The sequence below is a fragment of the Klebsiella sp. OBRC7 genome (assembly GCF_000293135.1).
GTDB lineage: Bacteria > Pseudomonadota > Gammaproteobacteria > Enterobacterales > Enterobacteriaceae > Klebsiella > Klebsiella michiganensis.
The window spans coordinates 98,355-111,450 of the sequence record NZ_ALNJ01000093.1; the positions used below are offsets into that span (position 1 = coordinate 98,355).

Sequence of the window (13,096 nt, forward strand, 5' to 3'; positions counted from 1 at the left end):
ATAGTGCGATGAAATAAGACACCGTGAGGCAAGCGGTAACGCCTGCCCCACGTATTGCCATTAGTGCTTCACAATGTACATATTTCTTGTATACGTATTATCCAGCGGATCTTTGCCGGTATAGCCACCAACCCACGGTTTAACCAAACGGGCGTTGACATAATAGAAGACCGGTACGATGACGGAGTCTTTATCCAGCTGCTGCTCAGATTGCGCGTAAAGGTCCGCACGTTTCGCGTCATCACTGGTTTTCAGCGTTTCAGCGATAATCTTGTCGAAAGCCGGGCTCTTATAATGCGAGGTATTGTTTGAGCTGTCGCTCAGCATCGTATTAAGGAAGGAGGTCGGTTCGTTGTAGTCCGCACACCAGCCAGCGCGCGCAACATCAAAGGTGCCCTGATGGCGATTATCGAGGAAGGTTTTCCATTCCTGGTTTTCCAGCTTCACGTTTACGCCGAGGTTTTTCTTCCAGATAGACGCCACCGCGATAGCCAGTTTTTTGTGCAGATCGGACGTGTTATAGAGCAGATTGAAAGTCAGCGGCTTATCAGCGCTATAGCCAGCCTCGGCCAGCAATTTTTTCGCTTCTTCATTACGTTTTTCCTGCGACCACTTGAACCATTCAGGCTCAATCAGCTTCATGCCATCGGTGTACGGCGGCGTATAGCTGTAGGCTGGCAGGTCGCCCTGATTCTTCACTTTATTGACAATAATGTCGCGATCCAGCGCCATCTTCAGCGCAGTACGCACGCGAACGTCGGTAAACGGCGCTTTCTGGTTATTGATTTCGTAATAATAAGTGCACAGATACGGATCGACGTGAACTTCTTTCGGGATCTCTTTTTTCAGTTTCTGGAACAGTTCGATCGGCATGTTGTTATAGGTCATATCGATTTCGCCGCTGCGGTAGCGGTTGACGTCGGTGACTTCAGAAGAAATCGGCAGGAAGGTGACCTGATTAATCACGGTTTTGGCGTTATCCCAGTAGTTGGTATTACGCTCCAGAACAATGCGTTCGTTAACAACCCAATCTTTTAATTTATACGCACCATTGCTGACGATATTGGCCGGCTGGGTCCATTTGTCACCAAATTTCTCAATAGCGGATTTAGGTACGGGTGAAACGGATGGGTGAACGAGCAGTTTGTAGAAATACGGCACCGGCTCGCTGAGGGTCACCTCAAAGGTATGATCGTCCAGCGCTTTTACGCCCAGATCGGTCGCAGGTTTTTTCCCGGCGATAATGTCATCAACGTTGGCTAGATGGCCATACTGCAGATAGCTTGCATAAGGAGACGCGGTTTTCGGATCCGCCAGACGCTGCCAGCTATAAACAAAATCTTGTGCCGTGACCGGCGTGCCGTCGGACCACTTTGCATCTTTACGCAGATGGAAGGTCCAGACTTTAAAATCTTTGTTGTCCCATTTTTCCGCAACGCCCGCGACCGGATGGCCGTCGAGGTCGCTCACCAGCAGCCCTTCAAACAAATCGCGGTTAATATTGGACTCCGGCACGCCTTCAATTTTGTGTGGATCGAGAGACTGCACTTCGGAGCCATTGTTACGTACCAGCGTTTGTTTGTCCGCCAGCTGTACCCCTGCCGGTACATCTGCCGCAACGGCGGCGTTGATGGTCATTAACGCAGAGAGGACTCCTGCGGCAACCAGGCTTTTTTTCGTGATGATGGTCATGTGTTTGTTACTCCAATCATTATAATTACTGGCTATTTAACCAGCCTGTTCTCTTTTCTGGATTCTGAACAGTGCAGGAGTTTATGCTGCTGTCAGAGAGTACTGCTTGCTATCACCGACTTATTTATTACGACTGCTCAAAACGGCAGCCTTGACGTCGATTCTTGCCCCCTGTCCAGGGGCGATGTAGTCCCGATGGGCTATATAATAAAAATTCTCATTTGCGTACATATTCCGCTAAAGATCACGCCGGAAAGTACCAAAACGCTTTATTGTCCGCCAATGCAATTTGCAAATATGTTACCGGATTCTCTTTTGTGGCCTTCTGGCGGCGAAGATTTATCACCCCTCACGCATGCCAGAAATAATTAACATGCTATTTATCAATCAATTAGTATAAACATCTCACACGATGTGCCCTGCATCGCCGAATAGACGTTTTTTTGTACGAAAATTTAACAATCGCTTATTATTTAGCACATTCATCTGCTTCATGAGTGAAATTACTAATATCATTTCGATTATCAGACGGCAAGTACCAGAGAATGGTGTGAGGAAAATAACAGTGATTAATGTGGGTAAAAGGCCGCGCCTGTGGCAAATGAAATGGATAACTTCTTGATAATAAATAATAATATCAAAGTATTAAAAAATAGTATCGCAGTTCGATAAATCACTTTTTTGATATGTTTTGCTGATAATGCGCAAACGCGGAACACGTTGTTCCGCGCGGCAACACAGGTTAATTCACAAGGCCAGGAAAGAGCGCCTTTATCCCGGTAACGATGAACTCGATGCCGAGAGCCATCAGCAACAGCCCCATAATACGGGTAATCACGTTAATGCCGGTTTGCCCAAGCAGGCGAACCAGCCAGGGGGCCATACGGAAAATGCCCCAGCAGCACAGCGCGAAAAGCGCAATCGCGACTGAAAACCCCACAAAGTGGGCGATGCTATGGTAACGCGTGCCCCAGACAATGGTTGAACTGATGGCCCCGGGTCCCGCCATCAGGGGCAGCGCCAGCGGCACGACGCCGATACTTTCACGAATGGCCGTTTCTGATTTTTCTTGCTTGTTCTGTTTATCCTCGCCAAGCTTGCCGCTGATCATCGACATGGCGATGGTGACCACCAGAATCCCACCCGCAATACGGAAGGAATCAATGGAAATGCCGAAGATCTGGAGGATCGCATCGCCTAAAAACAGCGACGTGAGCAAGATAATGGCGACCGACAGGTTGGCTGTCAGGTTGGTTTTATTACGCACCGCGGCCGTCTGGTAGCTGGTCATACTGATAAAAACCGGGATAATGCCAACCGGGTTTACCAGCGCAAATAGCCCAATGAAAAATTTAAAGTAGGCTGAAAAATCAAACAATGATTGAATCACAGGGTGCTCCGCAGCATCATTAAAAATGGCTGTTGACAGTTACCAGCATAAAATATCCGCGAGAAGATACGCTGTTTGAAAGCATAATTCATCCCTGTTGACGCATAAGTGCATAATTTAAGTTCGGATGTTAGTTATTTGTTTCCGCAATGCTATTTAAGTCTTCAATTAGCATACCGTATCATTACACTTGATCAAACAGGTCAAAAAATGAACTGCTGAAAGGTATCAGCTTGGCTGATTATTGATTTAGATCACATAAATTGTACTCAGAAGTGAGTAACCTTGTTTACACACAGAAGAGGAGGCAAAGCAGCGGTACCTGAAAGGAAAAACAAAAGCTTTTTTAGTCAATCGGTGAAGTCAGAAGCACAAAATTCTTTACGTTAACATTTAAATGCAACTCGTTAACACACTGTCTATACTGTCGAATCGAGCTACTGATTCACTAAAAAAGTTTAACATTATCAGGAGAGCATTATGGCTGTTACTAATGTCGCTGAACTTAACGCACTCGTCGAGCGCGTAAAAAAAGCCCAGCGTGAATATGCCAGTTTCACTCAAGAACAAGTAGACAAAATCTTCCGCGCCGCCGCTCTGGCCGCTGCAGATGCTCGAATCCCTCTCGCCAAGATGGCCGTTGCCGAATCCGGCATGGGCATCGTCGAAGATAAAGTGATCAAAAACCACTTTGCTTCCGAATACATTTATAACGCCTATAAAGATGAAAAGACCTGCGGCGTCCTGTCTGAAGATGACACCTTCGGTACCATCACCATCGCTGAGCCGATTGGTATTATCTGCGGTATCGTCCCGACCACTAACCCAACTTCAACCGCTATCTTTAAATCTCTGATTAGCCTGAAGACCCGTAACGCCATCATCTTCTCTCCGCATCCGCGTGCTAAAGATGCGACCAACAAAGCGGCTGATATCGTACTGCAGGCAGCTATCGCAGCCGGTGCGCCGAAAGATCTGATTGGTTGGATTGACCAGCCTTCCGTTGAACTGTCAAATGCGCTGATGCACCATCCGGATATCAACCTGATCCTTGCGACCGGCGGTCCGGGCATGGTTAAAGCGGCGTACAGCTCCGGTAAACCTGCCATCGGCGTAGGCGCTGGTAACACGCCTGTTGTTATCGACGAAACGGCTGATATCAAGCGTGCCGTTGCTTCCGTCCTGATGTCTAAAACCTTCGATAACGGCGTTATCTGTGCTTCTGAGCAATCCGTTGTGGTTGTAGATTCCGTATACGATGCCGTTCGCGAACGTTTCTCCAGCCACGGCGGCTATCTGCTGCAGGGCCAGGAGCTGAAGGCTGTTCAGAATATCATCCTGAAAAACGGCGCCCTGAACGCCGCGATCGTAGGTCAACCGGCGTATAAAATCGCTGAACTGGCCGGCTTCACCGTCCCTGTTTCCACCAAAATTCTGATTGGTGAAGTCACCGACGTTGATGAAAGCGAACCGTTTGCCCACGAAAAACTGTCTCCGACGCTGGCAATGTACCGTGCGAAGAACTTCGAAGACGCGGTTGATAAAGCTGAAAAACTGGTGGCAATGGGCGGTATCGGTCATACCTCCTGCCTGTATACCGACCAGGACAACCAGCCAGAACGCGTTGCTTACTTCGGTCAGCTGATGAAAACCGCACGTATCCTGATCAACACCCCTGCTTCTCAGGGTGGTATCGGTGACCTGTATAACTTCAAACTCGCACCTTCCCTGACTCTGGGTTGTGGTTCATGGGGTGGTAACTCCATCTCTGAAAACGTTGGTCCTAAGCACCTGATCAACAAGAAAACCGTTGCTAAGCGAGCTGAAAACATGTTGTGGCACAAACTTCCGAAATCTATCTACTTCCGTCGTGGCTCACTGCCAATCGCGCTGGATGAAGTGATTACTGATGGTCACAAACGCGCGCTGATCGTGACCGACCGCTTCCTGTTCAACAACGGCTATGCAGACCAGATCACCTCTGTGCTGAAAGCGGCTGGCGTTGAAACTGAAGTATTCTTTGAAGTAGAAGCTGACCCGACGCTGACCATCGTCCGTAAAGGCGCTGAGCTGGCGAACTCGTTCAAACCAGACGTGATTATCGCGCTGGGCGGCGGTTCCCCGATGGATGCGGCGAAAATCATGTGGGTTATGTACGAGCACCCGGAAACCCACTTCGAAGAACTGGCGCTGCGCTTTATGGATATCCGTAAACGTATCTACAAGTTCCCGAAAATGGGCGTGAAAGCCAAAATGGTCGCCATCACCACGACTTCCGGTACCGGCTCTGAAGTTACGCCGTTCGCTGTTGTTACCGATGACGCAACCGGTCAGAAATACCCGCTGGCAGACTATGCCCTGACTCCGGATATGGCGATTGTTGATGCCAACCTGGTTATGGAAATGCCGAAGTCACTGTGTGCTTTCGGTGGTCTGGATGCGGTGACTCATGCCCTGGAAGCTTACGTTTCCGTACTGGCTTCCGAGTTCTCTGACGGCCAGGCGCTGCAGGCTCTGAAACTGCTGAAAGAAAACCTGCCAGCGTCCTACCACGAAGGTTCCAAGAACCCGGTAGCGCGTGAGCGTGTGCACAGTGCTGCGACCATCGCCGGTATCGCGTTTGCGAACGCCTTCCTCGGGGTATGTCACTCAATGGCGCACAAGCTGGGCTCTCAGTTCCACATTCCTCACGGTCTGGCGAACGCCCTGCTGATCAGCAACGTTATTCGCTATAACGCGAACGACAACCCGACCAAACAGACAGCATTCAGCCAGTACGACCGCCCTCAGGCACGTCGTCGCTACGCTGAAATCGCGGACCATCTGGGTCTGACTGCACCGGGTGACCGCACCGCAGCGAAAATCGAAAAACTGCTTGGCTGGTTGGACGAAATCAAAGCTGAGCTGGGTATTCCTAAGTCTATCCGCGAAGCTGGCGTGCAGGAAGCTGACTTCCTGGCCCACGTTGACAAGCTGTCTGAAGACGCATTTGACGACCAGTGCACCGGCGCTAACCCGCGCTACCCGCTGATCGCTGAGCTGAAGCAGATTCTGCTGGATACCTTCTACGGACGTAATTACGTTGAAGGCGGCGTGGAAGAGAAAAAAGAAGCCGCGCCGGCTAAAGCTGAGAAGAAAGCGAAAAAATCCGCTTAATTCCACAGCCGTAAAACCAGTAACGCTGAGCCCCATCTTTTGATGGGGCTTTTTTGTCTCTGTCGTTCAGCAGCCGACAAAACGCCTCAGACAGCCGAAACGTACCATCAAGGGCCAAAGGCTTAGCAAATGAAAAAAGGCGCTGTAAAAGCGCCTGAGACGATTTAAAGGGTGGGTATTAGCAGCTGCGCTGTTTGTTCTGCACAGCGGTCAGAGAGCCTTCGCTCAGCGCCTCTTTATAATGTTTACGGCATACGGATACATAGCGCTCATTACCGCCAATCACCACCTGTTCCCCCTCATTGTACGGCCGCCCCTCCTGATCGAGACGCAAAACCATACTCGCCTTACGGCCGCAGAAACAGATAGTTTTTAATTCAACCAGCTTATCGGACCACGCGAGCAAATATTGACTGCCCGTAAATAGTTCGCCGCGAAAATCTGTCCGCAATCCATAGCACAATACGGGAATATCGAGCTGGTCCACCACCTCAGACAGCTCGCGCACCTGTTCCCGCGTTAAGAACTGGCTCTCATCAACTAATACGCAGTGGATGGGTTGACGCTTATGTTCGTCTGCAATGTCGGCAAATAAGGCAGTTTGGGTATTATACAACCGCGCCGGCGATGAGAGACCGATCCTTGAACTCACTTTCCCGGAACCAAAGCGGTCATCAATTTCTGCCGTATAAACCACCGTGCGCATCCCTCGCTCCTGGTAATTGTATGATGACTGCAACAGAGCGGTGGACTTGCCTGCATTCATTGCTGAATAGTAGAAATAAAGTTGTGCCATCGGCCGCGTAACCCCAATCAATGTGTTTTTTAGCAGTAAAATTGTATCATATATTCGCGCGCTATCAGCCCTCGCCGTGTGGGTATTGTCGGGAACGCTCACTCGGCGGAGACCTGAAAGATTAAGCCTGTTAATTGAATGGTAATGCCTGCTATTCGTACGACCCAGACGGCCACGCAGACGCCACTATTGCCCTTTTGTGCTTATCAGCCATTTTTCGGATAGCTATAACCACCCTGGACAAGTGTTTTATATTAAACATCATCGTCACTGCTGCGCTAATACCCACAATGATATTTATCCATGCAAAGTATAATTTTTCCCACCGCGCATCGGAAAAAGCATACTATCTCAGGGTTTTAGCTTATCCTCTCCATCATCCTATAAGCGAAAAAGATGTGAACCCGCACATAAAATTTAAGTTAAATGAATTAATTCCCGAGACAAATAACAAGTTATTTTGACTTCCTTACATTCCCCCCTATTGCACATCTGAATTTATCGCTCTATTATTAGTCCAACAAACCACCCCACAATATAAGTTTGAGATTACTACAATGAGCGAAGCACTTAAAATTTTGAACAACATCCGTACTCTTCGTGCGCAGGCAAGAGAATGCACCCTTGAAACGCTCGAAGAAATGCTGGAAAAATTAGAAGTTGTCGTTAACGAACGTCGTGAAGAAGAAAGCGCTGCGGCTGCGGAAATTGAAGAACGCACTCGTAAACTGCAGCAATACCGTGAAATGCTGATCGCTGACGGTATTGATCCTAATGAACTGCTGAGCACCATGGCGGCAGTTAAAGCGGGAACTAAAACCAAGCGCGCTGCACGTCCGGCTAAATACAGCTACGTTGACGAAAATGGCGAAACTAAAACCTGGACTGGTCAGGGTCGTACTCCGGCAGTGATCAAGAAAGCGATGGATGAGCAAGGTAAATCCCTGGACGATTTCCTGCTGTAATAAACCATCCTGTTCGTTTAAAAATCCCGCTGCGGCGGGATTTTTTTTATCCGTTATTCGGGACCGGTTCCGGGCGGGCATAAAAAAACCGGGAAACGAATCTCGCTCCCGGTTTCACATTCTGCCGCGAATGATTACTTCGCTACGGCTTTATCCAGCCAGGCTTTAAATTCAGCGCCCAGGGACTTGTGGCGTACGCCATATTCAACAAAAGCCTGCATATACCCCAGCTTATTACCGCAGTCGTGGCTCTTGCCTTTCATATGATAGGCTTCTACCGTTTCTTTTTCGATCAGCATATCGATGGCGTCGGTCAGTTGAATCTCATCGCCGGCTCCCGGAGGGGTTTTGGCCAGCAGCGGCCAAATATCCGCGCTCAGCACGTAACGACCGACAACCGCCAGATTAGAAGGCGCTACGTCCGCTTTCGGTTTCTCGACGACACCAACCATCGGTACGCTCTCACCCGGCTGCAGGGCCAGGCCCTTGCAATCGACAACGCCGTATGCGGTAACGTCAGCAACCGGTTCAACCATGATCTGGCTTGCGCCGGTCTCATCGAAACGAGCGATCATTTCGGCCAGGTTGTCGCGAGACAGATCGGATTCATATTCATCAAGAATCACGTCCGGTAAAATAACCGCGACCGGCTCATCACCCACTACCGGGTGTGCGCACAGCACAGCGTGGCCCAGACCTTTAGCCAGCCCCTGACGGACTTGCATAATAGTCACGTGCGGCGGACAAATAGATTGGACTTCTTCCAGCAGCTGGCGTTTTACACGTTTTTCCAGCATCGCTTCCAGTTCAAAACTGGTATCGAAATGGTTTTCAATAGAGTTTTTCGAAGAGTGCGTAACCAGAACAATTTCGGTAATCCCGGCGGCAATACATTCGTTAACAACATATTGAATTAATGGCTTATCTACCAGCGGCAGCATTTCTTTCGGAATAGCCTTAGTAGCGGGCAACATCCTGGTGCCTAATCCCGCAACCGGGATGACAGCTTTTCTTACTTTTGAATTAAGCGCAGCCATTGAAATCTCCTGGACTGTTCGTTTTTTAAACTTCTCGTTAATAATATGGTATCGAGTATATCAGCCTGCTCAGTCAAAGCTGTTCCGAAAAGGATTAGATATCTTCGAATTAGGAATTTTACGCATTAAACCCGGCGATAGTACCACCACAAAAGATCGCGTGGTAATCCCACGAGCCTAAAAATAAGCACAATTGTTCACTCCGTGGTCAACATCAGGCGTAAACGTCCGCCAGCCCCCCAAATTTGGCACTGCCATGATGCGCAGCGTTGACTAATTTGGTTGAGGTATGCATTACCTAAAGTGCCTAACGGAACGCCATTACTAATCTGAATTTGATGTTCTCCCGTATTCAAGGTGCCATTCAAACCCGCGGAGACTAAAATTAAATTCTTCAAGCCGCTGTGGTAATACCCTACCAATAATGGGAATTGCCCGGGTAAGTTTGCCTGCCGCAGCAATTGGTTAACCTGTTTTAGCAGACTGCCCATCTCCGGCAAACGCTGCCCCTGATGAGCGAGCTGCTCCTGCAGTAACCCATTAAACAGCGCGCGCAGCAATAGGGCCGCCAGAACGCCATTATCACCTGCCCGTGTGACATCCAGACAATAAAACGCCAGATCGTTTTCTGATAGCGGCGCAATATCGAGCACGAGTCCCGGCTTATCGACAGAGACAAGCTGGCGATAGTGAATACGGCAACGCGACATCTCCTGCTGCACCGGCGGCTGGAGCTCCTGAAGCAGCCTCGACGCCGCGCTAGGATCGCTTACCAGCGCATCCCAGTCCTCAAACAGGCGCTCTTCTTCTTCGACACGCGAATTAAACATATTGGGATAGAGGCAGGCATACACGGTTTCTCGCAGGCGATCGAAATCCTTAACCGGTTTAAGCAGGATATCCTGAACGCCCAGGCGCAACGCTTTGGCGATATCCGCCATGTTTTCCGTCGCTGAAATCATCAGAATCGGCAACTGCTCGCCCTGGTTACGCACATGTTCTACCAGCTGCAGGCCGTTCATTCGCGGCATGGAGATATCGCAAATCATCAAATCGGGTTTTGACTCCGCCATTTTTTGCAGTGCATCCATACCATCTTCCGCCTGTACGATGGTCGCACCAAGTGAAGCTAACCATGTGTGCATAAGAGAGCGGAAAACGGGTTCGTCTTCAACTATCAGAATCTGTTTTCCCGCCAATGGCTGCGTCATGATCTCTCCCCTGACTGACGATAATTTAATAGTGGCATGATATTCACGCTACCGCCTGTCAGAATTTACTTAAGTATGCATCAAATGCGCTCCACGGGGGTACGCACTAAAGGTAATAGTTCATCCATTTTCTTTTCCACTGCCAGATGTCCGGCGGCGATAGCTTCGCCGGCCCGGTGGAAGTCAAGCGTGGAGATTTGTGGGCAAAAGGGCTGAATCAGGATATCAGGCGGGTCGCCCGCCATACGGTTTCGCTTGAGGCGATTCTCCAGAACCTGAATTGACGTCGACATGATTTCCATCGCCGTTGGCGACCTCGTCGCCCGACGTGACGTCATACGCGCCAGGCGCGTGCGCAGCCGTGAATGCCACGAAAAATCTTCCTCGCTCTCCGGACGAGGCATTTCCATTGACAGCAAATCCTGCTGCATCAGATGCGCATCGTGCTGCAAATCAACGGCAATGACGATATCCGCGCCCATGGCGCGAGCCAGAGACACCGGCACGGGGTTAACCACCGCGCCATCCACCAGCCAATAGCCATTATGCATCACCGGCGCCATCAAACCCGGCATACTGCAGGACGCACGGATCGCCAGATGCAGATCCCCTTCCGTAAACCACAGTTCACGACCGGTGCTTAAATTCGTTGTGACCGCTGCGAACGGACGTTCGCAGCGCTCAATCTCGCTGACGGGCATGAGTTTGCGGTATTGACTAAACACGCGCTCTCCCCGCAGCAGGCCACCCCGTTGCCAGGAGAGATCCATTAACTTCAGTACGTCCCAGTTGCTAAAGGAGCATACCCATTTCTCCAGGGCCGGAAGCCGATTGCAGGCGTACGCCGCCCCGACCAGCGAGCCAATGGAGCACCCTGCGATAACATCGACGTCGATACCCGTCCGCCGTAAGGCATTAATCACGCCGATATGCGACCACCCGCGAGCGGCGCCAGCCCCTAACGCCAGGCCAATTTTAAGCTTTCTCATGAGTAACGAAACATATCCTTCCACTCCGGGCATGGCATCATCGCCATACCTCAGTTAACATAATGCGCTTTGGCGGCGTAGCGCCGTCTTCCTTTTTCCTGTGGAGGCCGTTTTGTCGCCATTATGCCCCTGTGGCAGCGCTCTGGAGTATAGCTCATGTTGTCAGCCTTATCTGGCTGGCGCGCAGCTGGCGCCAGATCCGTCACAGCTGATGCGCTCCCGCTATAGCGCGTTTGTTATGAAAAACGCCGACTATCTGATTAAAACCTGGCACCCCTCCTGTCAAGCGCAGCAGTTTCGCGCAGACCTGGAAAACGGTTTTACCCGCACACAGTGGCAGGGCCTCACCGTCTTTGCCTCCGAGACGGGCAAGAACCCGGATGAGGGCTTTGTCAGCTTTATCGCTCGTTACGCTGACGATAACCGCTCCGGAGCCATTATTGAACGATCCCGATTCTTAAAAGAAAACGGACAGTGGTATTATATTGACGGCACGCGACCGCTAATCGGTCGTAACGATCCCTGCCCTTGCGGTTCAGGTAAAAAATTTAAAAAATGCTGCGGTCAGTAAGCCAGCAGCAGAAATAGCAAACACTACAGGATTTTCCCCGCGATGCATTCACAACAACGTAAAGTACTGCGCACTATTTGCCCTGATCAGAAAGGCCTCATCGCGCGTATCACTAATATCTGCTACAAGCACGAGCTGAATATCGTGCAGAACAATGAGTTTGTTGACCACCGAACCGGCCGCTTCTTTATGCGCACCGAGCTCGAGGGTATTTTCAATGATTCAATCCTGCTGGCGGACCTCGACAGCGCGCTGCCGGAAGGTTCAATTCGTGAACTCAATCCAGCAGGGCGCCGCAGGGTCGTCATTCTGGTCACCAAAGAGGCGCACTGCCTCGGCGATCTGCTGATGAAAGCTAATTACGGCGGCCTGGACGTAGAAATCGCCGCCGTCATCGGCAATCACGAAACGCTGCGCTCGCTGGTTGAACGGTTTGATATTCCCTTCCAGCTGGTGAGCCATGAGGGTTTAACTCGCGAAGAGCATGATAAACAGATGGGCGACGCGATCGCCGCCCTTGAGCCGGATTATGTTGTGCTGGCGAAATACATGCGGGTCTTGACCCCAGAGTTTGTCTCTCGTTTCCCGAATAAAATTATTAATATTCATCACTCATTCCTGCCGGCTTTTATCGGCGCGCGTCCGTATCACCAGGCCTATGACCGCGGAGTGAAGATTATTGGCGCCACCGCACACTACGTGAACGATAATCTGGATGAAGGCCCAATCATTATGCAGGACGTCATTCACGTCGATCATACCTACACCGCGGAAGATATGATGCGCGCTGGCCGCGACGTCGAGAAAAACGTTCTGAGCCGCGCGCTGTATCAGGTTCTTGCTCAGCGGGTATTTGTTTACGGTAACCGTACGATTATTCTTTAATCTCAGGGAAATGAATTGATTAGCTTTGCACCTTTACGGATAAAAAGCAGGCAAACAGCTTCATTTTCCTAAAGGAATGCTTTACAGGGGCGTCTCATTTGATATGATGCGCCCCGCTTCCGGCAGGAAGCAGGCCAGTAAATAGCATTACCCCGTGGTGGGGTTCCCGAGCGGCCAAAGGGAGCAGACTGTAAATCTGCCGTCATCGACTTCGAAGGTTCGAATCCTTCCCCCACCACCATTCTTTACCACGTTGTTGTGGTAATACCGATGAATGTAAACGATGTTTGCACTTATCGGGAAGGGTGAGAATCTTCGACCAAGGTTCGAGTCGAGCGAAAGCGAGACAACGTTGCCGCAGGCAACGGCCCGAAGTGTGAGGAGCGAAGCGACGAATAATCCTT

The 13,096-nt window shown here is 50.3% G+C and carries 10 protein-coding genes, 1 tRNA gene and 1 other RNA gene; 6 read left to right on the forward strand and 6 right to left on the reverse strand.

Going from position 1 to position 13,096, the window contains the following annotated elements:
* Nucleotides 1-60: 60 nt before the first annotated feature.
* On the reverse strand, nucleotides 61-1,692 hold the full coding sequence (gene oppA, locus HMPREF1144_RS19810; protein WP_004851828.1) for an oligopeptide ABC transporter substrate-binding protein OppA: 1,632 nt from the start codon (nucleotides 1,690-1,692) through the stop codon (nucleotides 61-63).
* A 742-nt stretch (nucleotides 1,693-2,434) separates the two neighbouring features.
* On the reverse strand, nucleotides 2,435-3,082 hold the full coding sequence (locus HMPREF1144_RS19815) for a YchE family NAAT transporter (RefSeq protein WP_004851832.1): 648 nt from the start codon (nucleotides 3,080-3,082) through the stop codon (nucleotides 2,435-2,437).
* A gap of 480 nt (nucleotides 3,083-3,562) precedes the next feature.
* Here HMPREF1144_RS19815 and adhE point away from each other — a divergent pair, with 480 nt between their 5' ends.
* The gene (gene adhE, locus HMPREF1144_RS19820) at nucleotides 3,563-6,238 is read left to right on the forward strand and encodes a bifunctional acetaldehyde-CoA/alcohol dehydrogenase (protein WP_004132197.1); all 2,676 of its coding nucleotides are present in this window, start codon (nucleotides 3,563-3,565) and stop codon (nucleotides 6,236-6,238) included.
* A 178-nt stretch (nucleotides 6,239-6,416) separates the two neighbouring features.
* On the opposite strand, the gene tdk is transcribed toward adhE, so the two are convergent.
* Nucleotides 6,417-7,034: a thymidine kinase gene (gene tdk, locus HMPREF1144_RS19825; RefSeq protein ID WP_014229739.1), complete on the reverse strand. Its 618-nt coding sequence runs from the start codon at nucleotides 7,032-7,034 to the stop codon at nucleotides 6,417-6,419.
* A 557-nt stretch (nucleotides 7,035-7,591) separates the two neighbouring features.
* On the opposite strand from tdk, the gene hns reads away from it, so the two are divergent.
* Complete coding sequence (gene hns / locus HMPREF1144_RS19830) at nucleotides 7,592-7,999, forward strand: histone-like nucleoid-structuring protein H-NS (RefSeq protein WP_004121719.1); 408 nt, start codon at nucleotides 7,592-7,594, stop codon at nucleotides 7,997-7,999.
* Nucleotides 8,000-8,133: 134 nt separating this feature from the next.
* Here hns and galU read toward each other — a convergent pair whose 3' ends face one another.
* The 3 genes from galU to rssA all read right to left on the reverse strand — a co-directional run bounded on the left by galU (nucleotide 8,134) and on the right by rssA (nucleotide 11,236).
* Nucleotides 8,134-9,036: a UTP--glucose-1-phosphate uridylyltransferase GalU gene (galU, locus tag HMPREF1144_RS19835; RefSeq protein ID WP_004851836.1), complete on the reverse strand. Its 903-nt coding sequence runs from the start codon at nucleotides 9,034-9,036 to the stop codon at nucleotides 8,134-8,136.
* 197 nt (nucleotides 9,037-9,233) lie between these two features.
* On the reverse strand, nucleotides 9,234-10,247 hold the full coding sequence (gene rssB, locus HMPREF1144_RS19840; RefSeq protein ID WP_004851838.1) for a two-component system response regulator RssB: 1,014 nt from the start codon (nucleotides 10,245-10,247) through the stop codon (nucleotides 9,234-9,236).
* A gap of 80 nt (nucleotides 10,248-10,327) precedes the next feature.
* Entirely contained in the window at nucleotides 10,328-11,236 is a 909-nt protein-coding gene (gene rssA / locus HMPREF1144_RS19845) for a patatin-like phospholipase RssA (RefSeq protein WP_009653720.1), read from the reverse strand.
* Between the two features lie 112 nt (nucleotides 11,237-11,348).
* On the opposite strand from rssA, the gene HMPREF1144_RS19850 reads away from it, so the two are divergent.
* The 4 genes from HMPREF1144_RS19850 to HMPREF1144_RS30760 all read left to right on the forward strand — a co-directional run.
* Nucleotides 11,349-11,807 (forward strand): YchJ family protein, encoded by a 459-nt coding sequence (locus tag HMPREF1144_RS19850; RefSeq protein ID WP_004851842.1) that lies wholly within the window; start codon nucleotides 11,349-11,351, stop codon nucleotides 11,805-11,807.
* Between the two features lie 42 nt (nucleotides 11,808-11,849).
* The gene (gene purU / locus HMPREF1144_RS19855) at nucleotides 11,850-12,692 is read left to right on the forward strand and encodes a formyltetrahydrofolate deformylase (protein ID WP_004121732.1); all 843 of its coding nucleotides are present in this window, start codon (nucleotides 11,850-11,852) and stop codon (nucleotides 12,690-12,692) included.
* A gap of 156 nt (nucleotides 12,693-12,848) precedes the next feature.
* A tRNA-Tyr gene (locus HMPREF1144_RS19860) sits at nucleotides 12,849-12,933 on the forward strand.
* A 43-nt stretch (nucleotides 12,934-12,976) separates the two neighbouring features.
* Nucleotides 12,977-13,096: non-coding RNA, RtT sRNA (locus HMPREF1144_RS30760), on the forward strand; the annotation flags it as partial.

Excerpts from the sequence above, each read along its gene's own strand:
- tdk (WP_014229739.1), bottom strand. The coding sequence starts at position 7,034 with ATGGCACAACTTTATTTCTACTATTCAGCAATGAATGCAGGCAAGTCC.
- rssA (WP_009653720.1), bottom strand. The coding sequence starts at position 11,236 with ATGAGAAAGCTTAAAATTGGCCTGGCGTTAGGGGCTGGCGCCGCTCGC.
- oppA (WP_004851828.1), bottom strand. The coding sequence starts at position 1,692 with ATGACCATCATCACGAAAAAAAGCCTGGTTGCCGCAGGAGTCCTCTCT.
- purU (WP_004121732.1), top strand. The coding sequence starts at position 11,850 with ATGCATTCACAACAACGTAAAGTACTGCGCACTATTTGCCCTGATCAG.
- adhE (WP_004132197.1), top strand. The coding sequence starts at position 3,563 with ATGGCTGTTACTAATGTCGCTGAACTTAACGCACTCGTCGAGCGCGTA.
- rssB (WP_004851838.1), bottom strand. The coding sequence starts at position 10,247 with ATGACGCAGCCATTGGCGGGAAAACAGATTCTGATAGTTGAAGACGAA.
- hns (WP_004121719.1), top strand. The coding sequence starts at position 7,592 with ATGAGCGAAGCACTTAAAATTTTGAACAACATCCGTACTCTTCGTGCG.
- galU (WP_004851836.1), bottom strand. The coding sequence starts at position 9,036 with ATGGCTGCGCTTAATTCAAAAGTAAGAAAAGCTGTCATCCCGGTTGCG.